The sequence below is a fragment of the Aeromonas sp. 61P genome (assembly GCF_051919545.1).
Classification (GTDB): Bacteria; Pseudomonadota; Gammaproteobacteria; order Enterobacterales; family Aeromonadaceae; genus Aeromonas; species Aeromonas veronii.
Window position 1 is genome coordinate 1,751,196 of sequence record NZ_JBQBEL010000001.1, and the last position, 26,164, is coordinate 1,777,359.

Sequence of the window (26,164 nt, forward strand, 5' to 3'; positions counted from 1 at the left end):
CGAAACGTTGGCAGTCACTTCAGGCCTCTAGCATAAAGGATTACGGGGGGAATGGCCCTTCCTTGTTAACGACCATCTGGCAAAAAACTGGACTCATTCAGCCAATTTCGTTGGCACACTCACACCGGCGTCCGGTTATTGATCACCATCCTCGCCAACGCCCCACTGTTGGCAGGCAGCTTGCAATGCGGCCTCATCGGCATAACCCAGCTTGCTGGCCACCTGTGCGGGCTTGCTGCCGCCCTTGAGCAATCTGAGTGCCTGCAGCAGTTGCCACTGTTGTTGCAATTCACTCCCTTCTACCGGCGCATCGGCTTGTTGTGCCCACTGTTGCTGAGACTCCGGTTGGCCATTGGCCAGCGCTTGCCAGCAGGCTTGCAGCTCACCGTGACCCTGCTGGCTGATGGCGCACTGTTGCAGCTCATCCAGGATCACCTGCAGTCGCTGACCATAGGCTCCTTGCCACTCTTTCGGACGTTGCCACCGGGCCAGCGAGTCGAGCAGGGCATCGAGCAGAGGCGTGGCCTGCAGCCAGCCAGCCAGCTGCGGCTGAGCCACGCGCAAAGAGACGCTCAGCTGATCGTACTCGCAACCGCTGAGGGGGCTGAAGGCCGCGAGGGCATCGGCGCAGAGCCAGAAGCTGCTGCCTGCCGGCAGCAACAGCTCATGTTGGCCCAGTCTCAGCAGCGCCGCGCCCCGGGTGATCCGCAGCAGTTGTCCGACCGGCGTGCGTTTGCGGTTGCCAGCCTGCAGGCCGTGACAGGAAAAATGGTGATACTCGATGGCGTGATGCATGTAAAAACCCTGATATGATGCTGCCTGGAGGTAACAAATATGGAAACCAGACGTAAAAAACGCTTCATTGCCGGTGCGGTTTGCCCAGCGTGCGGCAAGTTGGACAACATGATGCTGTATATGGAGCATGGAGTCGAGAAGGTGACCTGCGTCGCGTGCGGTGATACCCAGGTGCAGACGCCGGAACAGGTGGAGCGGGTAACCCGTGAAGCCGAAGAGGTGATCGGCGTATTTCGTCCCTGATAGCCCTGAAGAGTGCAGGGCGTTGTTGCCCAAACTGGTGGTATCGCCGATTTTTTCATCGCCCGCTGACGGGGCATGGCATATGCGTGGCCCGCTTTTTAGGTTATTCTGGGCCCGTTTTTTTCTATCCGCAGGATCCTGACATGAAAGTAGCTCCTCTGAGCGTGGTTACGCTGGAATACACAGTCACCGACGAGCACGGTGAAGTCATCGACAGCACTGTCGGCAAAGAGCCGCTGGTCTATCTGCACGGCACCCGTTATCTGGTTTCCGGCCTTGAAGCCGAGCTGGAAGGTCGTGCGGTAGGTGAAGCCTTCGAAGTGACCCTGACCCCGAGCCAGGCCTACGGCGAATACGACGAGTCTCTGGTGCAGGAAGTGCCGGGCGAGCTGTTCGACGGCATGGAAGTCTCCGAAGGGGATACTTTCGTGGCTGAAACCGACGATGGCCATCGTCCGGTGACAGTGGTTGAAGTGTCTGAAGAGTTCGTCAAGGTAGATGGCAACCATCCGCTGGCTGGCGTGACCCTGGGCTTCAAGGTCGAGATCAAGGACGTGCGCGCTGCCACTGCCGAAGAGCTGGCTCACGGCCACGTTCACGGTGCCGGCGGTTGCGGTCACGACCATGGTCATGACCACGATCACGGCCATGGCGGTTGCTGCGGTGGTCACGGTCACGACCACGACGAAGAGCACGCTCACGGCGGTTGCTGTGGCGGTGCCGGTCACAGCCACGAGCATGACCACGGCGACGACCATGGTCATGGCGGCTGCTGCGGTGGTGGCGGTTGTGGTGGCAAGGGCCATCACCACTGATCACGGCCACGCCGATGATAAAAAACCCGCGATTTATCGCGGGTTTTTTATTGGCTGACAGCTGTGCCAAGCCATGTTGCCTGACCGGAGATAGCGCCGGTTCAGTAGTGCGGCGGCGGGGTCTCTTCGGCCATGCTGGCAATCTGGCTGGGCTGTACGCTTTGCAGTTTGTCGATCAGCAGCTGGATCTGGTATTTGAGCCGATCGAGTTCACGGCCCTGAGTGGTTACCTCGTCGTTGAGCTGCTCTATGGTGTACTCCGCATAGGCGAGACGGGTTTCCAGGGTTTCGATGCGATCGTTAAGTTGCTGACTCATGGGCCTTCGGGTCCTTACTTGATTGTCCAGATTTCGGCCAGACCACTGGAGCTGGCACTGACAAGGTGGCTATTGTCGCGCAAAGCGACGCCGTAGACCACTGCGCTGGGCGGTTTCACCTTGGGTTGCGGCGAGACGCGCCAGCTCTGCAGCAGGGCACCATCGCTCACTTGCCACAGGGAGAGCTGACGGGAAGGGGCGCCAGTGATGAGCCACTTGCCATCGTTGGCAAAGCGGGCGCTGGTGTAGACCTCGAAGCGGTGATCATATTGCAGCTGACTCACCTCCTTGCCAGTTTTCAGATCCCAGATGCTGGCCCGGCTGCTGTCGGCGGTGAAGGCGTAGCGGCCGCTCGGCTCCAGTCTGGCCATGATCACCCGGCCACCATGGTTGAAGCGCCAAATTACCTGCCCGCTGTGGGTGTCCCACAGATAGGCGCTGTAGTCGTTGCCGCCGGTCAGGGCGTAGCGACCGTTGGCGGAGAGATCCACCGTATTGACCTGTTCGGTGTGCCCCAGAAACTGCAGGCGACGGCCGCTTCGGGTGTCGAGCCACTCGGCCTTGCCATCTTCCCGCCCGATCAGCACATAACGACCGTCGGCAGAGAGCGCGATGTCCCTCAGCCTGGATTCAGGAAGTGAGTAGTAGCCTTGTGATTGCCCGTCGCTCAGCCGCCAGGTTGCAAAGGTATCGGGGGTAGCGGTGACGGCATGGCTGTTGCCTTCGGAAAAACGGGTAATGAATACCAGCTCATCCGCCGAGTCGGATTGCTTCCAGCGCCAGCGTTGACGGTTCTGTTCCAGATCCCAGACGATGATGCCCTGGCTGATGCTGGAGACGATGGCCTGCTTGCCATCACTGGAGAGATCTGCGGTCAGCAGACCCGTGCTGGCGAGAGTCATTTGCTGGTTGGGTTGGGAGCTCTGCTCGCAACCGGTGAGCATTAAACAGAGGCTCACCAGATAAATGGCACTTTTTATCATTTTTGCGGTCTCACGCTTTTGTTACCTGCGATCACGGCGTTAGTATAAGGCGCTTATCACGATAAACCTCTCATTTCACGATGGAACCGAGAGCGGTATTTGGAGTTTGGAGAAACTGATGAACAAATTTCTGAAGGTGTCCCTGTTGGCGGCGGCCGTTGCCGTCGGTCTGACTGCTTGCCAAAAAGACGAGAAGCCTGCTGCGGCCAATACCGCCGAAGTGAAGGCAGAAGCCAGCAAGCCGGCAGAGGCGACCAAGGCCGAAGCCAAGAGCTTTGAAGAGCAATCTGGCTACGCAATTGGCCTCTCCATGGGTCGTTACATCGCCAATACCCTGGAGCGTCAGCAGGAACTGGGCATCAAACTGGACAACGCCGTGATCCTGAAAGGGGTGACTGACGGTCTGGGCAAAGAAGCCAAGATGACTGATGAAGAGATCCAGAAGGTACTGCAGGATTACGACGCCAAGATCAACGAGCTGACCAAGGCCAAGGCCGAGAAAGACGCCGTTGAGAATCTGAAGAAGGGCGAAGAGTTCCTGGCTACCAACGCCAAGAAAGAGGGTGTGAAGAGCACTGAATCCGGCCTGCAGTACATGGTCGAGAAGATGGGCACTGGCGCCAAGCCGAAATCTACCGATATCGTCAAGGTTCACTACACCGGTACCCTGACCGACGGCACCAAGTTCGACAGCTCCGTCGATCGCGGCGAGCCGGCTACCTTCCCGCTCAACCAGGTTATCCCGGGTTGGACCGAAGGTGTTCAGCTGATGCCGGTTGGCTCCAAGTTCAAGTTCTTCCTGCCGTCCAAGCTGGCCTATGGCGAGCACGGTGCAGGCTCCATCCCGGCGAACGCCGTGCTGGTGTTTGACGTTGAGCTGCTGGCTATCGAGAAGCCGACTGCAGACGACGCCAAGAAGTAATCCCTTCTTGTAGTTAAAAACGGCTCCTTGGAGCCGTTTTTACTTGTGTATTCCCTGCAATCGCGGGATAACAGAGCTGTCTTGGCGTTGGGTTTGCGCGCGAAAATAAGGCAAAATAGATCGCAGAATCAAATACAAGGATGAGTCCAGTGGCTGAAAATAAATCGCGTGTCCTGCTGGTGGAAGATACCCGTAGTCTGGCGGTGGTCTATGAACAGTACCTGCGCCAGGAGGGGTATGAGGTGGTGCTGGCCGATTGCGGTCAACAGGCGTTGGCGCAGTTGCTGGCAAGTCCTCCCCCCGTGGTGCTGCTGGATCTGGAGCTGCCGGATATGTCCGGTATGGATATTCTGCAAATGATCACCGAACAGCAGTTGCCCTGCTCTGTGGTGGTGATCACCGCCCACGGCTCGGTGGATGTGGCGGTGGAGGCGATGCGCCTCGGTGCCTTCGATTTTCTGACCAAGCCGTTTGACAGCAAGCGGCTCTGCGCCACCGTTCGCAATGCCTTGAAACATCAGCAGTTGAGTTCGCTGGTTGCCCACTATCGGGAGAACTTCGAGCGCAGCTCCTTCTTCGGTTTTATCGGCGCCTCTATGTCGATGCAGGCGGTCTATCGCATCATCGAGAGCGCGGCGCCCAGCAAGGCGACCGTCTTTATCACTGGCGAGAGCGGCACCGGCAAAGAGGTGTGTGCCGAGGCGATTCACCAGTGCAGTCCCCGCAGCGAACAGCCCTTTATTGCCCTCAACTGCGCCGCCATTCCCCACGATTTGATGGAGAGCGAGATCTTCGGTCATGTGAAGGGCTCTTTTACCGGTGCGCAGGGGGATCGCAAGGGGGCGGCCAGTCTGGCCGATGGCGGTACCCTGTTTCTCGACGAGATCTGCGAGATGGACCTGGATCTGCAGAGCAAGTTGCTGCGCTTTATCCAGACCGGCACAGTGCAGCGAGTCGGCAGCGGCAAGCTCGAGACGGTGGATGTGCGCTTTATCTGCGCCACCAACCGGGATCCGCTGGTGGAGGTGAAAGCGGGCCGTTTTCGCGAGGATCTCTACTATCGGCTCCACGTCATTCCCCTCACCCTGCCGCCGCTGCGGGAGCGGGGCGAGGATATACTGCTGCTGGCGCGCACCCTGCTGCAGAGCTACGCCAAGGAGGAGAACAAACGCTTCAAGGATTTTGACGTTGAGGCGGCGCGAGTGCTGCTCGACTACCCCTGGCCCGGCAACGTACGCGAGCTGCAAAACGTGGTGCGCAATATCGTGGTGCTCAATGACAAGGAGCTGGTGAGCCCGGATATTCTGCCGCCACCGCTCAATGGGGTGCGCCCCCAGCTACCGACTGCGATTGCGGCAGCGGTGGCATCGGCTCCGGCCGCCACTGGCGTGGCCAACGGGCCGATTCGTCCGCTCTGGCTGGTGGAGAAAGAGGTGATCGAACAGGCCATCGCCAGCTGTGACGGCAATATTCCCAAGGCGGCGGCCCTGCTCGAGATCAGCCCCTCCACCATTTACCGTAAAAAGCAGGGGTGGGAGGAGTCCAATCGGGCCTGAACCATCTTGTCAGCAGAAAGGGCGGCTAGCGTGCCGCCCTTGCTATTTTGGGGATCAGAGTTTGGCTAGGCGCTTGAGGCGGGCCAGTCGCTCTCCCTCGTTGGCGCTGAACCAGCGGTCCTGTGACAGCAGAAACCAGGCGCGGGAAAAGTATTCCGCGGCCAGCGGATCGTCCAGCACCAAGGCATTCTCCCCCAGCTCCTCGAACAGATAACCATCCTCAGGTTCGCCTGCCTCGGCCATATCAACCTTGAGTTGGTGCAGCTCTGCCAGTGCCTGCTGGTGCTGACCCTGGGCCCGGGTCAGGCGAGCCAGACTCCAGCGAGCGATAAACGCCTTGGCCGGCTGGTTATGTTGCAGATGCCAGGCCAGACACTTCTGTTGCTGGATTTTCGCCTCATCAAAGCGGCCCAGTTCGAACAGGGTCCAGCCCTGATTGTTGTAAAGGGGGGCCAGCCAGCCACGCACCTTCTCGTCACTGCTGCGTTCCGCCAGCTCCATCGCCAGTTGATGCCAGCGGCTCTGCTCTTCCAATGGTGCGGCGATGGCGATCATGTGAGCGGCGTCGATGGCGAGATAGGTTTCTTTCTCCTTGAGCCCCCATTGCCAGGCTTGTTCAAACAGCGGTTTGGCACTGGCTTTGTCGCCCGCCGAGTTAAAGGTGCGGCCTCGTTCCAGCAGAGCCCGGATCCGTGCTCTGGGGGTTGTATCTGTGAGGCGAGGATCTATCTCGTCGAGCAGCTGATGGGCTTCGGCAAACTGGCGCTGCAGTGAATGGGTGCGGGCAATTTGGGTCAGCAACTCCAGTTCGAGTTGCAGGTCGGCGGCGGCGCGCGCTTCGGGAAGAAGGGTGTGAAAACGAAGGGCACTGGCGGCGGGATCCTGATAATCCCACAGCGCCATGAAATCGGGCGGATTGTCCATTTGGCCTCCTTGCTGGTTATCCTGTCACCAAGATGCCTGCAGGCCATTGTTTGTACAAGGGGCGCCCGTCACAGAGCGCCCCTTGAGTCATGTTAACGGCTGTGGCCAGTTGCTCAGTAGACCATAGCCAGGCTCATCAGCATCAGACCGAGGGCGGCAAAGGCCCCCTCTTTGATGGCGAGCCGTGGTACCAGCGCCTTGGGCAGGGCCGGAAACAGGCTCAGGGCAAAGCCAAGGCCCGGCATCAACCAGTGGAATGCCGGATCGCGCAGGGCGGGATCGGCGGCACTGTTGATGATGATCAGCAAAATAAACAGGGTGAAGGCCGGCAGGATAAACCAGCGTACCCCACCGGCGGCGACCGCCCGCAGCGGCGAAATGCGATAGAGCAGCATGGTCACAAGGAACAGAACAAAAGGGGCCAGCAGATAGAGCGGAGCGGGGTTCATAACATCTTTCCTGAAAACTGATCGTCAAAAAACCGGTTATCCGGTGCAAGAGGCGCGGGATTTAACCACTCTTCGCAGGTAATCACCAGCAGCCCGGGCCCGGGCTGTGAAGAGGATACCGGATAAAGGTTTGCTAGCGCACTCTTAGTGCAACCAGAACCAGGCTGCCGCAAATCCCAGCCAGCTCAGCACCAGCAAGATCCAGGGCAGGGGATGCTGATGGCTTACTTCAACCAGCTCCAGCTGATCGTCTGGCTCTTCGGTTTGGGGCGCGCCCTGTGGCTGCCTGGCTTTGGCCTGCAATTTTTTCTGGCGGCTCGCTTCACGGGCCCGCGCCTTCATCTGTTTCTTGTATTCGTCGATGCCTTTCTGGATCCCTTGCGCGATAAGCTGGGTCTGTTCCTTGCTCTGCCCCGGCTTCTGGTTGGCACGGGCAATTTTCATCGCCTCCTGCTTAGTCTCGGGGGAAATCTTGTCGTACTTGGCCATCAAATCATCTCCTCGGGCATGGCTGGCTGGGGAGTATGCCATAAAGGCGCGTCCGGGTGGCGCCTCCTTGGTGCGGGAGGGGAGCAAGTGAGTGACTGCTCAACAAAAAACCTGATAAATCAGCAGGAAGCTGGATGTTGGGCCGAAGATCACATTTAGCAGAATTTGTGAGTCATCGATGAAAAACGGTCATCTGTTGTTTGTTATATTGGCGCCCGACCCGCTGGACAGGGTTGATAAATAACAAAACAATCAAGGTGATATGGAAATGAATAATAACTTTATCAAAGGCGGCGTGGCACTGGCCGTGCTTGCTGCACTGACTGGCTGTAATACCTCGACCAATGACACCGTTGCACCCTGCACCGAAAATGTCTGCAAACTGACTATCCTGCACACCAACGATACCCACGGCCGTTTCTGGCACAACGCTGAAAATGAGTATGGTATGGCTGCCCAGAAGACTCTGGTCGAACTGCTGCGTGCGGATGCCAAGGCTGCTGGCAGTGACGTACTGGTTCTCTCCGGTGGTGATGTGAATACCGGCGTGCCGGAGTCCGATCTGCAGGATGCCGAGCCTGACTTCATGGCGATGAACAACATTCGCTACGATGCCATGGCGGTGGGCAACCATGAATTCGACAACCCCCTCAACGTACTGGAGAAGCAGCGCAAGTGGGCCCAGTTCCCCATGCTCTCGGCCAACATCTACGACAAGGCCAGTGGCAAACACTACTTTGACCCCTACAAGGTGTTCAAGTTGGAGAGCGGTCTCAAGGTTGCCGTACTGGGCCTGACCACCGAGGATACCGCGCAGCTGGTTGATCCCAACAACGTGCAGACCCTGGAGTTCCGCGATCCGACCAGCGAGGCGGCCAAACTGGGCCAGCAGATCCGCAGTAACAAGGAGGCCAATCTGGTCTTCGCCATCACTCACATGGGCCATTACGAGAATGGTCAGCACGGCAGCAATGCGCCGGGCGATGTAGAGATGGCTCGTGCACTGCCGGCAGGGACTCTGGATGCCATCATTGGTGGCCACTCCCAGAATCCGGTCTGTATGGAACCGGGTACCACCAACAAGTACGCCAATTTCAAACCGGGTGATAACTGCCAGCCGGATCAGCAAAACGGCACCTGGATCATGCAGGCTCACGAGTGGGGCAAGTATGTGGGCCGTGCCCAGTTTGAGTACCAGAATGGCAAATTGACCCTGACCAGCTATGACCTGATCCCGGTCAACCTGATCAAGCGCAACGCCAAGGGCGAGGCGATCGATGCCAACGGCGCCGTAACCAAGGATCCGGCCAAGATGCAGTTCGTACAGGACGAGATCACCAAGGATCCCGAGCTGTATAACACCCTGCTGGGTTATCAGGAGAAAGGTCAGCAAGAGCTGAATGTCGTCATTGGCTCGGCAGATGGCTTGCTGGTTGGTGATCGCAACTCGGTTCGCAACAAGCAGACCAACCTGGGTCGCCTCATCACCACGGCGACCAGCAGCAAGCTGGGTGTCGACTTTGGTATCGTCAACTCTGGCGGCGTCCGTGACAGCATCCCGGCCGGTGATATCACCTACCGCAGCGTGTTGCTGGTGCACCCGTTTGGCAACACGGTCAACAAGGCTGTCATGAAGGGAAGCGATCTGGCGACCTATCTGGGCCAAGTGGCAAGCAAGACCCGCAATACCGGTGGTTATGCCCAGTTTGGCGGTATCAACATGGCGGTGGATTGCCAGGCCAAGAGCGTCAATATCACCAGTATCGGTGGCAAGGCGTTTGATCCGGCAGCAACTTACAGCTTCGCGATCCCGAGCTTCAGCGCCTCCGGTGGTGATGGCTATCCGAAGATCGATACCATCAATGCCGGTTTGGTCGATGCTGCCGTGCTGAAGGAGTACATCGAGATCAAGAAGACCATCAACGTGGCCGATTATCAGCCAGGCAATGAGGTGAGCTATCTGAACTCAACATCTGCCGAAGGGTGCAACTGATTCGTCAGCGGTGCGTTTAGCTCCAGATGTGATCCCCAAGGGCAGCCGGTGGCTGCCCTTTGTCGTTGTTTGGGTGGCGGTTACAACTCTTCAATCATCAATGACGATAGCAATCGCCTGTATGAGGTCAGGTGAGGGGATGAAATGAAAAGAGGCGGCCCGTTGGCCGCCTCTTGCGTAGTGACAATCTAAACCTTACAGCTGCTCGATACCGACGATATGCCAGGGGGCATTGTTCTTGGCCAGATCGCGCTCGAGGTGCCACACCTCTTTGATGTCTTCTTCGACCTGCTCCTGACGGTCCATGTAGCGGCCGCTGAAGCGCACGCTCACCTGGGCCCAGTCGCTGCCATAGTCAGCACGTACCAGCTGGGTGTCGACATACATTACTTCTGTGTGCTGGTCGCCAGTCAGTTCGGCGCGCTCGGCTTTGAGCTGCTCAAATAGCTCGGTGCTGACGTACTCGCGCACCTTTTCCAGATCGTTCTTGTTCCACGCCTCTTGCAGGGTGCGATAGTGATCGCGGGCACCGGCCAGGAAGCTGTTCATGTCAAAGCCCGGCGGCAGGCGGAACGGCACGTCGCTGTCGGCAAAGCCGGTGGCTTGCGGTGCGCTGTTGCTCTGCTCAAACTGTTGCGGGGCAGCGGATTGTGGTGGCTGATAGCCCGCATAGGCCGCCTGTTGTGGCTGTGGCGTTGCGACCTTGCCCTTGCGCAGGGTACGGATCAGGAAGACTGCCCCCAGCGCCAGCAGGGCGATCAGCAGGAAGTCCATTCCTTGCAGACCTTCAAAGGCACCGCTGCCCAGCAGGTAGGCAAACAGGCCGCCAGCCAGCAGGCCGCCCAGCAGGCCACCCATCATGCCGCTCTTTTTCGGCGGAGTCTGGGCATTCAGTGTCGGATTCTTGTTGTCGACCGGTTTGGCCGCAGGCTGGGCCGGCGCAGTTTTGTAACTTTTACCAAAGGATTTGCCGCCGCCAAATTTCTTGGCTTCGGCGTGAGGTGCCCCCAGGCCAATGGCCAGGATCACGGCAAACAGGGTCAGCATCTTTTTCATTTTGACTCTTTTCACTCTCGTCTGTGGGTGGGGCATGCTCCGCTTTGGCAAGCTCAGCAAGGCGCATGGCAGGCTGCCTGTCCCTAATTGTGTCGCAGCTTGTATTCATCAATATCACCTCTGGCATGAATTATTCATGAACGAGGTTGCCGCGATGCGGCGTGAAACAAGAGGAGTAAACCGGATGAAAAGCAGAAGATTGAGTCGCAAGGAGCGCAAAATGCGAAGCAAAATCAAAATGGTCAAGGTAGAGCAGACTCTGGTTTGGCCCTTTATGATGGTATGAGCCGCCAGATAGGGCTCGCCGTAGTTGGCTTTCTTTTGTAAAATTCCCGTCCCCTTCCCGCTGCGGTTTTTATGTGTATGGCAGAGCAAGTGACGGCGAAAAAAGACGCCAAGACACAACAGCTGAAAGTTCCTCCCCACTCTTTTGAGGCCGAACAGTCCGTACTGGGCGGCCTGATGCTGGATAACGATGCCTGGGATCGGGTTGCCGAACGGGTTATCGATCAGGATTTCTACAGCCGTCCGCACCGGTTGATCTTCCAGGCCATGACCCGCCTCTCCAACGCGGGCAACCCCATCGACCTCATAACCCTGCAGGAGGAGCTGGAGCGCTCCGAACAGCTGGAAGAGGCGGGTGGCTTCGCCTATCTGGTGGAGATCGCCAAGAACACCCCGAGTGCCGCCAACATCAACGCCTACGCCGAAATCGTGCGCGAGCGGGCGGTGGTGCGGGAGATGATCTCGGTCGCCAACGAGATAGTCGAAGCAGGCTACGAGCCACAGGGCCGTACCTCCGGCGATCTGCTCGATCTGGCCGAGAGCAAGGTATTCAAGATTGCCGAGCAGCGTACCAGCGCCAACGAGGGGCCCCAGCCCCTGAAGCTCATCCTCGAGCAGACCGTCGACAAGATTGAAGAGCTGTTCAAGACCCCCCACAACGGGGTGACCGGGGTATCGAGCGGTTACAACGATCTGGACAAGATGACCGCCGGTTTGCAGCGCTCGGACTTGATCATCGTGGCGGCCCGTCCTTCCATGGGCAAGACCACCTTTGCCATGAACCTGTGCGAGCATGCGGCCCTCACTGCCGACAAGCCGGTGCTAATCTTCTCGCTGGAGATGCCCTCGGAGCAGATCATCATGCGTATGCTCGCCTCGGTGGGGCGTATCGACCAGACCAAGGTGCGTACCGGTCAGCTCGACGACGAGGATTGGGCGCGCCTCTCCTCCACCATGGGATTGCTGCTCGAGAAGGGCAAGATGTATATCGATGACGCCTCCGGCCTCACCCCGACCGATGTGCGCTCCCGTGCCCGTCGGGTGGCGCGCGAGCATGGCGGCCTATCCATGATCATGGTGGACTACCTGCAGCTGATGCGGGTGCCGGCGCTCTCTGACAACCGTACCCTGGAGATCGGCGAGATCTCCCGCTCCCTCAAGGCCTTGGCGAAAGAGCTGCAATGCCCTGTGGTGGCGCTCTCCCAGCTGAACCGAAGCCTGGAACAGCGGGCCGACAAGCGCCCGGTCAACTCGGATCTTCGTGAATCGGGCTCCATCGAGCAGGATGCGGACTTGATCATGTTTATCTATCGTGATGAGGTTTATCACGATGACAGCCCGGACAAGGGGATTGCCGAGATCATCATCGGCAAGCAGCGTAACGGCCCTATCGGAAGAGTGCGCCTCACCTTCCAGGGGCAGTTCTCCCGGTTCGACAACTACGCCGGTCCGGCGTTTGACGACGATTATTGATGTAAACCCAAGGTGATGGCGGTTTCGTCATTACCACGACTGCCCTGATCGATCGCCAGTCATTGGCTGCTGCTCAGGGCCTGTTTTCCCGGTTCGACAATTATGCCGGTCCGGCCTTCGACGACGATAAGTGAGTGGCGGTCTTCTGCCCGATGAGGGGGAGACCATTTGTGCCCTCGTAAGGGAAAACCATGAAAGCGGCTACTGCCCAAATCAACACTGCGGCCTTGCGCCACAACCTCGCCGTGGTCAAGCGCCACGCTCCCGCTTGCAAGATCATCGCTGTGGTCAAGGCCAACGCCTATGGCCACGGACTGCTGCCGGTCGCCCGCACCCTGGTGGATGCGGATGCCTATGCGGTGGCCCGGATCGAAGAGGCGCTGATGCTGCGCTCCTGCGCCGTGGTCAAACCCATCGTGCTGCTGGAGGGCTTCTTCTCCGCCGATGACCTGCCGGTGCTGGCGGCCAACAACCTGCAGACGGCGGTTCACACCTGGGAGCAGCTCGAAGCGCTGGAGCAGGTCGAGCTGCCAGCCCCCGTGGTGGCCTGGCTCAAGCTCGACACCGGCATGCACCGCCTCGGGGTGCGTGCCGACGAGATGCCCGCTTTTATCGAACGACTCGGCAAGTGCAAGAACGTGGTGCAGCCGTTCAACATCATGACCCACTTCAGCCGTTCCGATGAGCTGGAGCAGCCTACTACCCGCGAGCAGATCGACTTGTTCAGCAAGTTGACCGCACCGCTGGCGGGCGAGCGGGCGATGGCCAACTCGGCGGGCATTCTGGCCTGGCCAGACTCCCACTGCGACTGGGTTCGCCCCGGTGTAATCCTCTATGGCGTGTCGCCCTTCCCCAACACGGTGGCGGCCGATTACGACCTGCAGCCGGTGATGACCTTGAAGACCCAGCTGATTGCGGTGCGGGATCACAAAGCGGGCGAGCCGGTGGGCTATGGCGCCAACTGGGTGTCAGAGCGCGATACCCGGCTCGGGGTGATCGCCATCGGCTACGGTGACGGTTATCCGCGCATGGCGCCCAATGGCACTTCCGTGCTGATCAACGGCCGCATCGTGCCGCTGGTGGGGCGTGTCTCCATGGATATGAGCACGGTAGATCTTGGGCCCGGCGCCACCGACAAGGCCGGTGACGAGGCGGTACTGTGGGGCGAGGGGTTGCCGGTGGAGCGGGTGGCCGACGAGATTGGCACCATCCCCTACGAGCTCATCACCAAACTCACCTCCCGCGTCTTTATGGAGTACGTCTGATGTGGCAGCAGTGCCTGCTGACGTTGAAGCCCCGTTCGCGGGGCTTTCATCTGGTGACGGACGAGCTGGTGGCCAAGCTGCCGATGCTGGCGGATTACCGGGTAGGCATGGCGCACCTGCTGCTGCAACACACCTCCGCCTCGCTCACCCTCAACGAGAATTGCGACCCCAGCGTGCGCAGCGATATGGAGGCCCATCTGCACCGGCTGGCGCCGGAGGATGCCCCCTACTATCGCCACACTTATGAGGGGGCGGATGATATGCCCGCCCACATCAAATCTTCCCTGCTCGGGGTGAGCCTGCAACTGCCGATCCGCGATGGTCAGCTGGCGCTCGGCACCTGGCAGGGGATCTGGCTGGGCGAGCATCGCGTTGATGGCGGCGCCCGCAAGGTGCTGGTGACTCTGCAGGGTGAGTAATCAGGCTGCAACCAGCTGAAAGATGACGATAAAAAAGAGGGATGGCATTGAGCCATCCCTCTTTTGTTTTTACCGTTTCGCGAGCTATCTGCTTGCCAGTAGTGAAGCGCTCTGCGTGGCTTAGCCGACCTTGAAGGGGGTCAGCTCGGCCAGCGAGGCTGCGTCCATAAAGGCTTGCGGCTCCTGACCGTGTTTGAAGATCTTGAAGTCCTGATCGCGGGCGCTCCAGTACTCCAGACGCTCGCTGCCGTTTTCTCCGGTGATTTGCAGCAGACTCGCTTCGCGCAGGGCCACAACGTATTCGCTCGGGTTGATGGCGCAGAACTCGGCCAGACGCTCGTCGCGGGTTTCGCCCATGTGCCCGCTGATGCTGGCATCCAGATAGTGCGGGTTGATCTGCAGCGGGAACAGGCCCAGCGCGGGCAGCACGGCGGCGTTGCAGACCGGCATGTCGTTGGTGGTGCGGATGCTGGGGGTCGCCACGTTGCAACCGGCGCTCCAGCCCACATAGGGGACACCCCGCTCGCGCACTGCACGCTGGATCGGCACGATCAGGCCATTTTCATGCAACATCTGGTTGAGGCGCCAGGTGTTGCCGCCACTGATAAAGATGGCATCGGCCTGATTGACGGCCTCGACCGGATCATCGAAGTGATGAATGCTGATGGTCTCGATCCCGAGGCTCTCGGTAAGTTCGTTGGCGCGGGCATCCCAGTCGCTGCGGATCACCGCGTAGGGGATGAGCAGGATGCGCTTGACCTGTTTGCGCGCGAGCAGGCTTTGAACCCGATCGCGGGCCCAGCCGAGCAGACCCGGAAATTCGTTGGCTTTACCGTTGCTAAGCAGAAGCAGTTCCATCAAATCGTTCCTCAAAAAGTGAAAGCGGAGGAGGGAGGACCACCGGAGCCGCCGTGCGGCCGGATGGCAAGAGGAGGCAGCTACCACCATTGGCGTGGCGGTTCTGTGATCGCGAGGCCCATTCAACGGCTATGGAGGAGTTATGGATGGATAACTCAATGCCAAGCGGTGGATTAATGGGCCGTGGTCAACTCGCCACCCATTGCCAATAAAAGACCCCGCCGCAGCGGGGTCATGGCAGAGTTAGTCGAGTTTGAGATCGACCCACACCATGCGGTGATCCGAGCTGACCCCTTTGGCGATGCCGAGTTTCGCATCATAGACCAGGTGATAACCGGCCTCGAAGCTGGCAGGCCAGAAGACGCCGCTCTTGACCGCGTTGAGGTTGGCGGAGGGGATGACGTGATCCAGCTGCAGCACGCTGCTATTGGTGATGCGTTCCGGGTTGGGGCGATTGAGGTTGCGTTTGCAGTCGGCCCCTTTGCTGACACACTCCAGGCCTCCTTCGCTGACCGGGATCAGGGTGCCATTGGTGATGGCCTGATTCATCAGGGCGTTGTCCAGTAGCGCCTGAATGGCGGTCAGGTCACCGTCGCCAGTGAGCGGATCGGCGTTGAGATCCCCGGCGATGACGAACTTGGCATTTTTGGCCAGGCCACCCTTGGTGCCCTTGTCATCGGTCATGTAGTTGAGCCCCTTGACGTAGTCGTTCCAGAAGGCGATCTCGGCGCGGTTGTGCTTGATATTGTGGCGAGCCGCATTGTTTCCGATAGGGGGCGTTGGGTGGGAGATCAGGAAGTGGATCACCTCCTCACCCTTTGCAGTCTTGATCCGCAGCGGCACATCGGCGTGGTTCTTGGAAGAGAGTGGGAACTGTTGCCACACCTCATCGGCATACCAGGCATCGCCACATTCACGGTACGGATTTTTGATACCGTTCTTGTCGAAGAGTTTTTTGCAGTCGTCAATAATGGGGTTCTTCTCGCCAGGCATATCCTTCCACTTGAAGTTCTGGAAGGTGCGGATCTGCTTGGTGTCGATAGGGTATTTCGACATCACCGCCATAGCGTACTGACCGTGATATTGGCCATAGCCCCAGGCATCTTCTGGTCCACTGTTGACCTTGCCATCCAGATTGAGGTCATAACCGCTCATCAGGCCGGTGTTGGTGGCGAAGTTCTGCATCACCGGATAGCTGATGGCGGTCACTTCGGCATGCTGGGCGTGGGCCAGATAGTTGTCGTTGAAGGCTTTCAGATCGGCGGTGCTCTCGCCTTTGCCGTCGTTGTCGAACTCGTTGAGCAGGAACACATCCGGACGGGTGCGCTGGATGATTTCCGCGACATTGCGGATCTGCTGTACATGTTCAGCTTTCTCTTTTTCCGTACCTTTTAGGCTCCCTTCGGCGAGGCGGGCCAGCAGGGCATCCTGCTCGGTGCGGGTCAAGGCCAGCTCACCGGTCAGCATACCGGCGGCAGTGCGGTCAAAAGAGAGGTTGAAGGTGGCAAAACGAACCATGGGATCAGCTGCCTTTGAGTCGTTGTCGCTGTTGCAGCCAGCCAGCATCCCGAGGGAGATGGCGGCAGCCAGTAGGGTTTTGTTGATATTTTTCATTGTAATTGTTCCGTAGCATCAATGAGTTATGCCTTCTGTGAGGCGGCGCCATTATAAGGAGACGGTGATGCTGCGGGGATTTTGCCTGAGCAAAGTGTGAGGATATTCACACCACATATCTGGCGATGATGAATATTAGCAGGGCGATATGGGGTGTGAAAAACCGGTTTATACGCTGCAGTTTCCGGGATGAATGGCGCGCTTCCAGCCGTTACCGCACTCTGAATTTGTCACACCACCATCGGCAGGCCGCTCTCGGGGTGGTGGATCACCTGTGCCGGATAGTCATAGAGACGGGCGATGAGCTCAGGGGTCAGCACTTCGGCTGGTGTGCCATCGGCCATCAGTTTGCCCCGCTCCAGCATCACCAGCCGATCGGCATAGCGCGCCGCCAGATTGAGGTCGTGCAGCACCACCAGCACAGCTGTATTGCGGCTGGCGAGGGCGCGCGCCATGGTGAGCAGCTGATGCTGGTATTTCAGATCCAGCGCCGAGGTGGGTTCGTCGAGCAGCAGCAGGCGGGGTTGCTCGGCCTGCCCGGTCGGGGAGGGGGCCTGCCAGATCTGCGCCAGCACCCGGGCAAACTGCACTCGCTGCCGCTCGCCGCCAGAGAGCCCGGGATAGAGCCGCTTGGCCAGATGCTCGACCCCGGCATGGGTCATGGCCGCTGCCACTATCTCGTCACGCCGCGCCGCCGGTTCACTGTGGGGCAAGCGCCCCATGGCGACCACCTCTTCGCAGAGAAAGGGGAAATTGAGGGAGGAGCTTTGCGGCAATACCCCGAGTCGGTGGGCCAGCTGGCTGCTGTCCCACTGCTGGCGATCTGCGCCAAACAGGGTGATGGAACCCTCATATTCCAGCTCGCCGGTCAGGCACTTGAGCAGCGAGCTCTTGCCCGCCCCGTTGGGGCCGAGCAGCGCGGTGAGGGTGCCGCTCTCGAGACTAAGATCGAGCCCATCCAGGATCTGGCGCTGGCCACGGCGCAGGCTGAGTTGGCTGCAGCTTAACAGGGGAGAGGAGAGTGAGGATGAGAGTGGTTGCATAACAGTCCGTATCACAGGGCGCGGCGGCCTTTTACCAGCAGCCAGATGAAGAAGGGGGCGCCGAGCAGGGCGGTGATGATGCCCACCGGCAGCTCGGCCGGGGCCAGCAGGGTGCGTGCCAGCATATCGGCTGCCAGCAGCAGGGCTGCGCCCAGTAGGGCCGAGAGCGGCAGCAACCTGACATGGTTGGGGCCCGCCAGCAGGCGCACCAGATGGGGCACCACCAGCCCGACGAAGCCGATCATCCCCGATACCGCCACCGACACCCCGACGCCCGCGGCGGTGAGCAGAATCAGGCGGCGTTTGAGGGGTTGCACATTGACCCCAAGATGACGGGCCTCCCCTTCACCCAGCAGCAGGGCGTTGAGGGGATTGGCATCGCGCATAAAGAGCCACAGCAGGGCCGCCAGGGTGAGCAGGGCCAGCGCCACATCGGCCGGTTTGCCTGCCGCCAGCGTTCCCATCTGCCACAGGCTCAGGTTGCGCAGCATCTGATCGTCCGCCAGATAGGTGAGCAGGCCGATCACCGCACCGGAGAGCGCCGTGATGGCGACCCCGGCCAGCAGCATGACGGTGACCGAGGTGCCGCCCTCACGGGTGCCGAGCAGATAGACCAGGGTGGTAGTGAGCGCGCCGCCGAGAAAGGCGAGCAGCGGCAGCAGGCCAACCCCGATGGTGGCTTGCAACTGCTGGCCGAGGGGGGCCAGCAGCACGATGGCGAGCGCCGCACCGAGCGCCGCGCCGCCGGAGACACCTATGATGCCGGGGTCAGCCAGAGGGTTGCGAAACAGCCCCTGCATCACGGCGCCACAGAGCCCGAGGATCCCCCCCACTGCGATGCAGAGCAGGGTACGAGGCAGGCGAATTTCCTGCACGATCAGCAGCTTGTGTGACTCAATCCCGCTCTCCTGCCCGGCAAACAGCGCCCGCAGACTCTCGCCCAGGGTGAGGGTCATGGAGCCGGTTGCCAGCGAACCGAGCAGCAACAGTGCCAGTGCGGCCGTGGTGAAGGCCAGCAGCCAGGAGAGGGGTAACCGCATCATGACCCCTGCTTGATCCACTGGGCGATCTGGTTCGCCTGTTGCAGGGAGTTGAGGCTCAGGCCCCCTTGCAGGGCGTGGCCGTCGATGGCGTGAATGGCGTTACGATTGCCAGCCGGGGTAGCGGCCAGTGCGGGCACTTCGGCCAGCACCTTGGCCGGATCGGCATACTGCTGCCAGTCACGACCGCTGACCAGCACCAGATCGGGCTGCATCTCGATGAGGGATTCGGCGGATACCGGCTTGTAGTTGCGTAATTCGGCGACCGGATTGATGCCGCCTGCCAGCGAGATCAGCGCGCTGGCGGTGGTGTCACCCCCGGCGATGCTGGTGGGTTGCCCCTTGTGCAGCAGCAGGAAGGCGACCTTGAGCGGTTTGTTCTGTTTGGCTTGCGTCGCCAGCTGATCGGTCTGAGCCTGGATCTCTGCCTTCAGGCGATCGCCAGCGGCTTTGTCGCCCAGCAGGCTGGAGAGGGTGTCGATACGCTGGTTGAGGTTGGCGAGAGTCGGCGCGGTATCCAGCACCTCCACCTTGACCCCGGCACGGCGCAGCTGATCCAGGGTCGGGGCCGGGCCCATCTCGTCGCTGCCCACCAGTCGGGTGGGGGAGAGGCTCAGGATACCTTCGGCGGCCAGTGCCCGGTGATAACCCACCTTGGGCAACCCTTTTGGCAAGGGGCTGCTGACATCGGTGGCGATCAGGCTCGATTCACCGCCAAGTGCCAGAATGAGTTCTGTAGTGGCCGGGCCGATACTGACGATACGCTCTTTCTGGCCGTCGGCGGCAACGGCAGAGAAGGGAGAGAGTGAACTGCAGAGCAGGGTGATGGCGAGGGCAAGACGACGGCCCATGCTAACCTCCGAAGGGGTGAATGAAACGGGTGTGCCGCCGAGAATATCAAGGCTTTGGAAAAAATGCACTGATAATGATAGCAATTATCAATTGCATTGGTTTCGGTGCTTTATTAGAGTAGCCGCCATGATAAACAGCGGGACAATATGGTCCCGCAGAGGGAGAAAACATGAGCATTGCACAACGCATTCACGCGCTGCTGGAGCAGGATCCGGCGCTCATCCGTCCACCCTGGCGGCCCAGCTTGCCATTAGCGAATGGGAGGTGGTTCGCCATCTGCCCGCCGAGCTGGTGACCCTGCTGCCCGCCGATCGCGCCCAAGGTCTGCTGGAAGATCTGGCCGACTGGGGCCCGGTGACCACCATCGTCGAATCAGAAGGTTCCATCTTCGAGGTAAAAGCCCCCTTCCCGAAAGGCAAGGACGCACGCGGTTACTACAACCTGATGGGCCGTGACGGCGAAATGCATGGCCATCTCAAGCTCGACAACGTGGCGGGGATTGCGCTGGTCAGCAGGCTGTTCATGGGCAAGGAGGGGCACTCCTTCCAGTTCTTCGGTCACTCCGGCCGCTGCATTTTCAAGGTCTATCTGGGTCGCGACGAGAAACGCCAGCTGCTGGCCGATCAGGTCACCCGTTTTATGGCGCTGCGCCACAACTCTCAAGAGGAAGTCAAAGCATGAGTGAACGTCAGGAGCGTCTGCAAAACCGCCTGCAACCGGAGATCCGCGAGTTTCGCGACAGCTGTCGCACCCTGCAGCTCGCCACCGTCGATGGCGAAGGCAATCCCAACGCCAGCTATGCCCCGTTCGTGCTGCAGGAAGATGGCTACTATGTGCTGATCTCCGAGATCGCCCGTCACGCCCGCAACCTGCAACAGGTGCCCCGGGTATCCCTGATGCTGATCGAGGATGAGAGCGGTGCCCGCGAGCTGTTTGCCCGCAAGCGCTTGACCTTCGATGCGGTGGCTGAAGTGGTGGCCCGTGACGACGCCCGCTGGAGCAAGGCGGTGGCGGCACTGGAAGGTCGTTTTGGCGAGATCATCAAGGGTCTCTCCAACCTCAAGGATTTCAAACTGTTCCGCCTCAAGCCGGAGCAGGGGCTGTTCGTCAAGGGCTTCGGCCAGGCGTTCGCGGTCTCCGGTGACGAGCTGGTGGATTTCGTCCATCTGGTGGAAGGGCACAAGCGCATCGATAACGGTGCCGAGCTCACCAGCCCGGCCGATGCGCCGGTCTGACGATCCCTGTCGACCACGACAGCCGCATAACAAAACGGGCAGCCACTGGGCTGCCCGTTTTTATTGCGTTATCTCATCCGCCAGTTCAATCCTGCCAGCTGGCCTTGTTGGGAAAAGCGCGACGATCGGCGTCGGTGGCCGTTTCGTTGCACTCTCCCCGCACCTTCCAGGAGGTCTGGCTCAGTACGATGTAGCCCTGGCGGCAATACTGCTTGGTCGCCAGGGTCTCGGTCAACAGGTTCTCCTGCAACGCCTCCCGCTGCTCCAGCAACCGTTGACTCTGGGCCGCCGAGAGGCCGCGTGGCAAGGTGTCGTTGGGCGCAGCTTCAAAGGTGAACCGCTTGCTCCCCTCCTCGTTGATGTGGGTCAGAAACAGGGGTTCCGGCCCGTCATACTTCTGTCCGGGCAAGCTGGAGCAGGCCGACAGCAGGGGAACAATCAACAACAGGGTGGCAGACAACAGGCGCACGACAGACCGGTGAGAAACGAGACGAGGCTCGCAGATTAGCACGGCTGCAGTGCGGGTGTTACTGCCAGCAGCTCGTCGGTGGTGAGCAGGGTCACACTGCGCCCCTCCGGCAGGCTGAGGTGGCGCCACATCCAGTGATGGTGCTCGGTGATCTGGGCCGCGCTCAGGTGGGGGCGATCGGCGGTGGTGTGACCATCGCTCAACACCAGCACCTCGTACCCATGGGAGGCGGCACTGCGCACCGTGGTATCGACGCAAAAATCGGTGGCGCAGCCACAGAGAATGAGTCGATCGACCGGCTGCTCGGCCAGCAGGAAGGCAAGCTCGGTGTCGAGAAAGCTGTCACAGGCTGTCTTGCGTACCCGGCTATCGCTCTTGGCTGGCTGCAGCGCACTGTGCAGTTGCCAACCCGGGGTGCCGGGTTCCAGTTCGCCACCCGGTAGATCATCATGCTGGATATAGATGACTCGCCCCTGTTGTTGCCTGACATGGGCCGCAGCCCGATTGATATTTGCCAGCACCTGCTCCTGGCGGTAACGGGGCTCGTTGAACAAGCCTTGCTGCACATCGATGATCAGTAACACATCCATATTTTACCCGCCGTTTCCTGGAAGATTAGGGTTGCAGCCACTGGCTGCAGTCACGACTGCGGGATTGATGCAGCGCGCCCATATCTTGCTTCATCTCGTCACTGTTTTGCCAGCGCTTAGGCAGCGGCATGATGGTTACCTGCACATCGGCTGCGGGATCTGCAACAGAGGTCTCATCTGTGCGGGGCACGACCAGCGCCACCTTGAGGGCAGGATTGCGGCTGGCGATGCGACTGGCGAGCCCAAGCCCCCCCTCGACGTGGAAATTGCCGGCGATATGCATGATCTGCTGGCCCGGGTGCTTGGCGAGATAATCCACCATGCTCTCGGCCATGGTGTCATCCCAACTGGTCTGGGCGGCGAAGCGGCGGGCGTTGCTGTCGGCATCGCCGTGGTGCATGGAGGCCATAAATTTCTGGCGATAGGGATCATCCCCCAGCGTCAGCTGGCGGGCCAGCTGGCTGCGACGCGACGCGGGCAGTTTGTCGAGCCACTCAGCCCCCTCCTGACCGACACAGCTCACCAGCGGCTTGGGGGCGTTGGCGGCGATCACCGGCATCCGGTGAGCCTTGGCAAACTCTACCAGTGGGCGGTAGTCGCTCGGATAGTTGGGCCAGGCGTTGCTTTTGCGGATCAAGGCCGCTTCACCAATCTGGTTCGCCAGATAGGCATCCAGCGTCTTCTGATCGGCGCGGCTGAACTGCTCCATGGAGAGGGCCAGTGGCCGCCCGTGCTGCTGGCCAGCGGTGTAAAGCCCGCTCAGCAGGCGCGATTGCAACAGATGCACGGCGGGATGGCTGTGCAGCTCACCCACCAGAATGATGTCGGCGTCGGCAATGCGCGCGATCGCCTGCTCCTGCGTCAGGTCTGCGTCTCCCTCGCTGCTTAGTCGGTAGTCATAGAGCGTCTGCAACTGTGATGACTGGGTCGGTTGGGTGGGGGTGGCACAGGCTGCCAGTAGCAGCGGCAGGGCGAGCAGGGGAAGTCGTCTAATCATGGGATCTCACGGCTGATATGCCCGGATGCCGGTGCATCTCGGGGGGCTAATAGAGAATAAGGGCAACACAGGGCGACAGTGTAAAACCAATTTGGTTCAAAACAAATGAGAATGATTTCGTTTCTTGTTGATCTTTGTCGAGAGCCGGGTAATATGCGGCCTGTTTGATAACAGTTCTCAATAAGGATTCGCTGTGACCCATCATAACGCACTCTCTCTGGTTGCCCTCGCCGTGGCGGCCGGTCTCTCCTCCCAGGTCTTTGCTGCCACCCAGAAGGCGGATGAAGTCGTGGTCGTCAGCGGCTCACGGATGGAGCAAAAACTGGAAGATGTCTCCGGCCCCATCTCGGTGATCACCGCCAAGCAGATTGAAGAGCAGGTTGTCACCAATGTCGCCGACCTGTTCCGCTACGAACCCGGTGTGACTGTGAATGGAGGTAGCCATAATGCTACTGATGGTCAAACCTTCTCATTGCGTGGTATGGGTGGAAATCGCGTCAAAGTGGTGAGCGATGGTGTTCGTCAAAACGATGCTTATAGCGAAGGTGGTGTAGGACAGAACTACTTCGATACTGACATGATCAAGCAGGTTGAAATTGTTAAAGGACCTGCTTCAACTGCGTATGGCTCAGATGCTATTGGTGGGGTTATTGCAATTACGACCAAAGATGCATCGGATTTTTTGCGTAATAAAAACAGCTATGTTGATGTGACCAGTGGTTATGCATCCGAAAACGGTCAATGGATGGGCGGTTTTACAACCGCATTGCGTACCGGTGATTTTGAGCATCTATTACGCTATACAGAGCGTAATGGCGGCGTCAAACAGAACTATAAATCAAGTTTGTATGACTTTGATATTGTTGACCGTTCCGTTCTGCTCAAAAGCAAATGGCATATATCAGCAGTACAGCAGGCGCAGCTGACATTTGATTATTACGATCAGGATAAAGAATCCGATCCGTTTGATAACGCTAAAGATTTGAGGCTGAAAGATGAGAAAAGTGAAAACTATCGCATCATGCTGGATCACCAGCTTAAAGTAAGCTCGGTGCTAACAGATCGAGTATCTTCGAAGGTTTATATCAGTAAATTTGACCAGAGTAATAATAAAAATACTGGTAATACAACCAAAGGAAGTTCAGAACATAATACGTTTTTACAAGACGCCTTGGGGGCACAGTTACAGTTTGACAAGCGTTTGGGGGCAAACAGCATTGTTTGGGGTCTTGAGTATGAGAAATCAACCACAGAACGTGAGAAGACGAAAACCAGTTACCCGAGTGGCGCAATAGCGAACCGAAGCCCATTCCCGGATAGCGATACGCGGCGTGCTGCAGTGTGGTTCTTTGATAATATCGCGATTAATGATAAATGGCAGCTAACTCCGGGCATGCGGTATGATCATTATGAATTGCAAGCTACTTCCAGTAACGGTAAATCATCATTTGGAGAGATCAAGGAAGGTGAACTATCTCCAAAGCTTGGCCTTGTATATAAGGCCCATGAGCTGGCAAATATATATGCGCAATATAGCCATGGTTTCAGGGCTCCTACATATAGTGAGTCTTTAGCATCTGATAGTTATAGTGTGCCAGGTTTTACTCATGTCTTTATCCCTAACTCTGACTTACGTCCAGAAAGTAGTGATGGTATTGATCTCGGTGCTCGCGGCCAGTCAGATACAATTGACTATGATATTTCTGTGTTCAGGGCAAAATATAAAGATTTTATTGATACAGAAAACACATCATCCTTTGGTCGTACAGGTATGACAATGGTGACTAAGTATGTCAACAAGGATAAAGTTAATATCAATGGAGCTGAGTTGAAACTTGGTTACTGGTTCGATGATGATATATATACTTGGGGTGCTCTGTCATACATCAACGGAAAAGATCAAAATGGGAACTACATTAGCTCTCTGAACCCTTTGAGTGGAAATATCGGTGTGCGTTTTGAACAAGCGCTCTGGAATTTCAATACCGCGCTTCGCTTTGCTGATGATATGGATAAGGTCGGTAAGGATGAAAACGGTAAGGAGTTTATGAAGTCAGCTGGTTGGGTGGCGGTGGATATGTATGCCCAGTTTAATCCTTGGTCTGAGTTGCAACTCAACGTCGGGGTCTTCAATCTGTTTGATCGGGAATACACCACATATAATCGTCTCGCAGGGAAAGATGCTGCTGCAGATGTCAGTACCTTTACCGAACCGGGCCGCAACCTGAGTGCACGGGTCAAATACGTATTCTAAAAAGACAACACACGCAGTGATCGCGGGCAGTTGCCCGCACCGGATCCCCGCCCTGACAGGCGGGGATTTTTTATACATGTAGCCAGGCGTGAGGTGACCCGCTCACGCCATGTTATTCGTTGGATTCGCCTTTTCTTTATGTTGGCGAGATATTATGCTACTTGGTTCATTGTTAATGATATTTAGTAATTCTTTACAATGGGTGCGACTCGCCTTTGACTTCGACATCGAACTATTTTCTCGACACCGCCGATGCACTTGAGCTGATTACCCGCTTCAATGAGGCCCCTGACGAGCAGACCATAGTGACTCTGTTGCGAACTCTGAGTCAGCAGATGGGATTTGACCACTTCCGGCTGGGATTCATCTTTCCCAGTTCGATTCAACGTCCTGATGTGAGGATTTTCAACGGCTGTCCTGCCGAGTGGGTGCAGGCCTATGACAAACAGCGTTTCTTTGCGGTAGATCCCGTTGTGCGCAAAGGAATGAAGCAGAGCACCCCAATCCTCTGGGCCAATCTGATCACCGAGTGTTGCGATCAGCAGGACATCGCTGGGTTGGAAGTGATGCTGCAGGCACAAGAGATGGGGCTGCGCGACGGGATCACGATTCCCTGGCACGGGGCGAATGGCCATGTTGGCTTGCTGTCATTGATCACTCGTACGTCACGAACCGAACATCAGTGGCTGACGACTATTCCCTTTTTGAGCTGGCTGGCGGTGCATGTCTTCGAGGCGGTGACCCGTGTTTGTCTTGCCGTGAAGTTTCCTCAGGAAGATCTGACGCTACGGGAGCTGGAGGTGTGCCAATGGGCCGCCGAAGGCAAGCAAGTGAGCGATATTGCCCAGATCCTGGGGATCAAGCCCAGAACCGTCACTTTCCATCTTGAGCGGATCGCGGAGAAGCTGGGGGCAAGCAGCAAAAATCAGGCGATATCCTGGGCACTGATGCAGGGGATTGTCAGGCTGAACATTGACACGGCACAAATCGAAAATGTGGATGATAACAGTGCATGATGCTGCCCAACGCAAAAGCTTGCTCATTACGTAGATGAAATTACTGAAAAGGTCAGTTTTGCCAGTGAGTGTGATGATATTGCGCAACTTATTGCACCCATGTGCGTTGGGCGAGAACTGGTGGATGGTAATTGTTTGATAAATAAGGAATAAAAAAATGGCATGGACGCTGCTAAAGGTTGGTCGAGTGCTATCTCGTTTAACCAACCTAT

At 58.3% G+C, this 26,164-nt stretch carries 26 protein-coding genes and 1 pseudogene; 12 read left to right on the forward strand and 15 right to left on the reverse strand.

Translation table 11 applies throughout. From position 1 onward, the window contains the following. Window positions 1–135: 135 nt before the first annotated feature. Window positions 136–795, reverse strand: coding sequence for a hypothetical protein (locus ACTG2O_RS08460; RefSeq protein WP_439975606.1), 660 nt, complete (start codon window positions 793–795; stop codon window positions 136–138). Between the two features lie 39 nt (window positions 796–834). On the opposite strand from ACTG2O_RS08460, the gene ACTG2O_RS08465 reads away from it, so the two are divergent. Further along, window positions 835–1,038 carry a YheV family putative zinc ribbon protein gene (locus tag ACTG2O_RS08465; RefSeq protein WP_019446475.1) on the forward strand — a complete coding sequence of 68 codons (204 nt, stop codon included), beginning with the start codon at window positions 835–837 and terminating at the stop codon, window positions 1,036–1,038. A gap of 143 nt (window positions 1,039–1,181) precedes the next feature. Next, the gene (gene slyD / locus ACTG2O_RS08470; protein ID WP_019446474.1) at window positions 1,182–1,853 is read left to right on the forward strand and encodes a peptidylprolyl isomerase; all 672 of its coding nucleotides are present in this window, start codon (window positions 1,182–1,184) and stop codon (window positions 1,851–1,853) included. A 101-nt stretch (window positions 1,854–1,954) separates the two neighbouring features. Here the strand turns inward: slyD and ACTG2O_RS08475 are convergent, their stop codons facing one another. Then, the gene (locus ACTG2O_RS08475; RefSeq protein WP_005335285.1) at window positions 1,955–2,170 is read right to left on the reverse strand and encodes a SlyX family protein; all 216 of its coding nucleotides are present in this window, start codon (window positions 2,168–2,170) and stop codon (window positions 1,955–1,957) included. 14 nt (window positions 2,171–2,184) lie between these two features. Next, a complete protein-coding gene (locus tag ACTG2O_RS08480; protein WP_019446473.1) occupies window positions 2,185–3,153 on the reverse strand; it encodes a hypothetical protein in 969 nt (322 codons plus the stop codon). Between the two features lie 118 nt (window positions 3,154–3,271). Between ACTG2O_RS08480 and fkpA the strand changes: the two genes are divergently transcribed. Then, window positions 3,272–4,075: an FKBP-type peptidyl-prolyl cis-trans isomerase gene (fkpA, locus tag ACTG2O_RS08485; RefSeq protein ID WP_019446472.1), complete on the forward strand. Its 804-nt coding sequence runs from the start codon at window positions 3,272–3,274 to the stop codon at window positions 4,073–4,075. Window positions 4,076–4,224: 149 nt separating this feature from the next. Further along, window positions 4,225–5,631, forward strand: a complete 1,407-nt coding sequence (locus tag ACTG2O_RS08490; RefSeq protein ID WP_100654426.1) for a sigma-54-dependent transcriptional regulator — start codon at window positions 4,225–4,227, stop codon at window positions 5,629–5,631. Between the two features lie 54 nt (window positions 5,632–5,685). Here ACTG2O_RS08490 and ACTG2O_RS08495 read toward each other — a convergent pair whose 3' ends face one another. The 3 genes from ACTG2O_RS08495 to ACTG2O_RS08505 form a co-directional block, all read right to left on the reverse strand. Beyond that, window positions 5,686–6,555, reverse strand: coding sequence for a hypothetical protein (locus tag ACTG2O_RS08495; RefSeq protein ID WP_019446898.1), 870 nt, complete (start codon window positions 6,553–6,555; stop codon window positions 5,686–5,688). A gap of 113 nt (window positions 6,556–6,668) precedes the next feature. Next, window positions 6,669–7,004, reverse strand: coding sequence for a hypothetical protein (locus ACTG2O_RS08500; protein WP_019446897.1), 336 nt, complete (start codon window positions 7,002–7,004; stop codon window positions 6,669–6,671). Between the two features lie 144 nt (window positions 7,005–7,148). Continuing rightward, window positions 7,149–7,493: a DUF2956 domain-containing protein gene (locus ACTG2O_RS08505; RefSeq protein WP_019446896.1), complete on the reverse strand. Its 345-nt coding sequence runs from the start codon at window positions 7,491–7,493 to the stop codon at window positions 7,149–7,151. A 268-nt stretch (window positions 7,494–7,761) separates the two neighbouring features. On the opposite strand from ACTG2O_RS08505, the gene ushA reads away from it, so the two are divergent. After that, window positions 7,762–9,486 carry a bifunctional UDP-sugar hydrolase/5'-nucleotidase UshA gene (gene ushA / locus ACTG2O_RS08510; protein ID WP_439975607.1) on the forward strand — a complete coding sequence of 575 codons (1,725 nt, stop codon included), beginning with the start codon at window positions 7,762–7,764 and terminating at the stop codon, window positions 9,484–9,486. Between the two features lie 195 nt (window positions 9,487–9,681). On the opposite strand, the gene ACTG2O_RS08515 is transcribed toward ushA, so the two are convergent. Then, complete coding sequence (locus ACTG2O_RS08515) at window positions 9,682–10,542, reverse strand: Tim44 domain-containing protein (RefSeq protein WP_019446894.1); 861 nt, start codon at window positions 10,540–10,542, stop codon at window positions 9,682–9,684. Window positions 10,543–10,905: 363 nt separating this feature from the next. Here ACTG2O_RS08515 and dnaB point away from each other — a divergent pair, with 363 nt between their 5' ends. From dnaB to ACTG2O_RS08530, 3 genes are all read left to right on the forward strand, one after another. Next, on the forward strand, window positions 10,906–12,300 hold the full coding sequence (gene dnaB, locus ACTG2O_RS08520; RefSeq protein ID WP_026035132.1) for a replicative DNA helicase: 1,395 nt from the start codon (window positions 10,906–10,908) through the stop codon (window positions 12,298–12,300). A 191-nt stretch (window positions 12,301–12,491) separates the two neighbouring features. Then, window positions 12,492–13,565: an alanine racemase gene (alr, locus tag ACTG2O_RS08525; RefSeq protein ID WP_033114623.1), complete on the forward strand. Its 1,074-nt coding sequence runs from the start codon at window positions 12,492–12,494 to the stop codon at window positions 13,563–13,565. Continuing rightward, window positions 13,565–13,984, forward strand: coding sequence for a secondary thiamine-phosphate synthase enzyme YjbQ (locus ACTG2O_RS08530; protein WP_204477648.1), 420 nt, complete (start codon window positions 13,565–13,567; stop codon window positions 13,982–13,984). Before alr ends, ACTG2O_RS08530 begins: the two co-directional genes overlap by 1 nt. A 120-nt stretch (window positions 13,985–14,104) precedes the next feature. Here ACTG2O_RS08530 and pepE read toward each other — a convergent pair whose 3' ends face one another. The 5 genes from pepE to ACTG2O_RS08555 all read right to left on the reverse strand — a co-directional run bounded on the left by pepE (window position 14,105) and on the right by ACTG2O_RS08555 (window position 19,390). Beyond that, window positions 14,105–14,842 (reverse strand): dipeptidase PepE, encoded by a 738-nt coding sequence (pepE, locus tag ACTG2O_RS08535; RefSeq protein WP_439975608.1) that lies wholly within the window; start codon window positions 14,840–14,842, stop codon window positions 14,105–14,107. 243 nt (window positions 14,843–15,085) lie between these two features. After that, window positions 15,086–16,456 carry an endonuclease/exonuclease/phosphatase family protein gene (locus tag ACTG2O_RS08540; RefSeq protein ID WP_429019248.1) on the reverse strand — a complete coding sequence of 457 codons (1,371 nt, stop codon included), beginning with the start codon at window positions 16,454–16,456 and terminating at the stop codon, window positions 15,086–15,088. Between the two features lie 230 nt (window positions 16,457–16,686). Next, window positions 16,687–17,499, reverse strand: coding sequence for a heme ABC transporter ATP-binding protein (locus ACTG2O_RS08545; RefSeq protein ID WP_439975609.1), 813 nt, complete (start codon window positions 17,497–17,499; stop codon window positions 16,687–16,689). Window positions 17,500–17,510: 11 nt separating this feature from the next. Beyond that, window positions 17,511–18,542, reverse strand: a complete 1,032-nt coding sequence (locus ACTG2O_RS08550) for a FecCD family ABC transporter permease (protein ID WP_439975610.1) — start codon at window positions 18,540–18,542, stop codon at window positions 17,511–17,513. Further along, window positions 18,539–19,390, reverse strand: a complete 852-nt coding sequence (locus tag ACTG2O_RS08555; RefSeq protein WP_439975611.1) for a heme/hemin ABC transporter substrate-binding protein — start codon at window positions 19,388–19,390, stop codon at window positions 18,539–18,541. Before ACTG2O_RS08555 ends, ACTG2O_RS08550 begins: the two co-directional genes overlap by 4 nt. Before the next feature lie 170 nt (window positions 19,391–19,560). Between ACTG2O_RS08555 and hutX the strand changes: the two are divergent. Beyond that, window positions 19,561–20,072 (forward strand): annotated as a pseudogene (gene hutX, locus ACTG2O_RS08560) (heme utilization cystosolic carrier protein HutX). After that, window positions 20,069–20,626, forward strand: a complete 558-nt coding sequence (hutZ, locus tag ACTG2O_RS08565; RefSeq protein ID WP_005335257.1) for a heme utilization protein HutZ — start codon at window positions 20,069–20,071, stop codon at window positions 20,624–20,626. The pseudogene hutX and the gene hutZ overlap by 4 nt, the downstream one beginning before the upstream one ends. Window positions 20,627–20,711: 85 nt before the next feature. On the opposite strand, the gene ACTG2O_RS08570 is transcribed toward hutZ, so the two are convergent. From ACTG2O_RS08570 to ACTG2O_RS08580, 3 genes are read right to left on the reverse strand one after another with little or no spacing between them, the layout of a single operon-like run. After that, window positions 20,712–21,095, reverse strand: coding sequence for a hypothetical protein (locus tag ACTG2O_RS08570; protein WP_005335256.1), 384 nt, complete (start codon window positions 21,093–21,095; stop codon window positions 20,712–20,714). 35 nt (window positions 21,096–21,130) lie between these two features. After that, the gene (locus tag ACTG2O_RS08575) at window positions 21,131–21,685 is read right to left on the reverse strand and encodes a cysteine hydrolase family protein (protein ID WP_019445698.1); all 555 of its coding nucleotides are present in this window, start codon (window positions 21,683–21,685) and stop codon (window positions 21,131–21,133) included. A 25-nt stretch (window positions 21,686–21,710) separates the two neighbouring features. Next, window positions 21,711–22,682 carry a ChaN family lipoprotein gene (locus ACTG2O_RS08580; protein WP_019445699.1) on the reverse strand — a complete coding sequence of 324 codons (972 nt, stop codon included), beginning with the start codon at window positions 22,680–22,682 and terminating at the stop codon, window positions 21,711–21,713. Window positions 22,683–22,875: 193 nt separating this feature from the next. Between ACTG2O_RS08580 and ACTG2O_RS08585 the strand changes: the two genes are divergently transcribed. Both ACTG2O_RS08585 and ACTG2O_RS08590 read left to right on the forward strand, forming a co-directional pair. After that, window positions 22,876–24,936: a TonB-dependent hemoglobin/transferrin/lactoferrin family receptor gene (locus ACTG2O_RS08585; RefSeq protein ID WP_019445700.1), complete on the forward strand. Its 2,061-nt coding sequence runs from the start codon at window positions 22,876–22,878 to the stop codon at window positions 24,934–24,936. 215 nt (window positions 24,937–25,151) lie between these two features. Beyond that, the gene (locus tag ACTG2O_RS08590) at window positions 25,152–25,952 is read left to right on the forward strand and encodes a LuxR family transcriptional regulator (protein WP_019445701.1); all 801 of its coding nucleotides are present in this window, start codon (window positions 25,152–25,154) and stop codon (window positions 25,950–25,952) included. The last annotated feature ends 212 nt before the right edge of the window (window positions 25,953–26,164 follow it).

Coding starts and splice junctions, on each gene's coding strand:
- hutZ (WP_005335257.1), top strand. CDS start 20,069: ATGAGTGAACGTCAGGAGCGTCTGCAAAACCGCCTGCAACCGGAGATC.
- ACTG2O_RS08555 (WP_439975611.1), bottom strand. CDS start 19,390: ATGGGCCGTCGTCTTGCCCTCGCCATCACCCTGCTCTGCAGTTCACTC.
- ACTG2O_RS08500 (WP_019446897.1), bottom strand. CDS start 7,004: ATGAACCCCGCTCCGCTCTATCTGCTGGCCCCTTTTGTTCTGTTCCTT.
- ACTG2O_RS08465 (WP_019446475.1), top strand. CDS start 835: ATGGAAACCAGACGTAAAAAACGCTTCATTGCCGGTGCGGTTTGCCCA.
- ACTG2O_RS08475 (WP_005335285.1), bottom strand. CDS start 2,170: ATGAGTCAGCAACTTAACGATCGCATCGAAACCCTGGAAACCCGTCTC.
- fkpA (WP_019446472.1), top strand. CDS start 3,272: ATGAACAAATTTCTGAAGGTGTCCCTGTTGGCGGCGGCCGTTGCCGTC.
- ushA (WP_439975607.1), top strand. CDS start 7,762: ATGAATAATAACTTTATCAAAGGCGGCGTGGCACTGGCCGTGCTTGCT.
- dnaB (WP_026035132.1), top strand. CDS start 10,906: ATGGCAGAGCAAGTGACGGCGAAAAAAGACGCCAAGACACAACAGCTG.
- ACTG2O_RS08480 (WP_019446473.1), bottom strand. CDS start 3,153: ATGATAAAAAGTGCCATTTATCTGGTGAGCCTCTGTTTAATGCTCACC.
- ACTG2O_RS08530 (WP_204477648.1), top strand. CDS start 13,565: ATGTGGCAGCAGTGCCTGCTGACGTTGAAGCCCCGTTCGCGGGGCTTT.
- ACTG2O_RS08505 (WP_019446896.1), bottom strand. CDS start 7,493: ATGGCCAAGTACGACAAGATTTCCCCCGAGACTAAGCAGGAGGCGATG.
- ACTG2O_RS08575 (WP_019445698.1), bottom strand. CDS start 21,685: ATGGATGTGTTACTGATCATCGATGTGCAGCAAGGCTTGTTCAACGAG.
- ACTG2O_RS08540 (WP_429019248.1), bottom strand. CDS start 16,456: ATGAAAAATATCAACAAAACCCTACTGGCTGCCGCCATCTCCCTCGGG.
- ACTG2O_RS08495 (WP_019446898.1), bottom strand. CDS start 6,555: ATGGACAATCCGCCCGATTTCATGGCGCTGTGGGATTATCAGGATCCC.
- ACTG2O_RS08545 (WP_439975609.1), bottom strand. CDS start 17,499: ATGCAACCACTCTCATCCTCACTCTCCTCTCCCCTGTTAAGCTGCAGC.
- ACTG2O_RS08460 (WP_439975606.1), bottom strand. CDS start 795: ATGCATCACGCCATCGAGTATCACCATTTTTCCTGTCACGGCCTGCAG.
- pepE (WP_439975608.1), bottom strand. CDS start 14,842: ATGGAACTGCTTCTGCTTAGCAACGGTAAAGCCAACGAATTTCCGGGT.
- ACTG2O_RS08550 (WP_439975610.1), bottom strand. CDS start 18,542: ATGATGCGGTTACCCCTCTCCTGGCTGCTGGCCTTCACCACGGCCGCA.
- ACTG2O_RS08515 (WP_019446894.1), bottom strand. CDS start 10,542: ATGAAAAAGATGCTGACCCTGTTTGCCGTGATCCTGGCCATTGGCCTG.
- slyD (WP_019446474.1), top strand. CDS start 1,182: ATGAAAGTAGCTCCTCTGAGCGTGGTTACGCTGGAATACACAGTCACC.
- alr (WP_033114623.1), top strand. CDS start 12,492: ATGAAAGCGGCTACTGCCCAAATCAACACTGCGGCCTTGCGCCACAAC.
- ACTG2O_RS08580 (WP_019445699.1), bottom strand. CDS start 22,682: ATGATTAGACGACTTCCCCTGCTCGCCCTGCCGCTGCTACTGGCAGCC.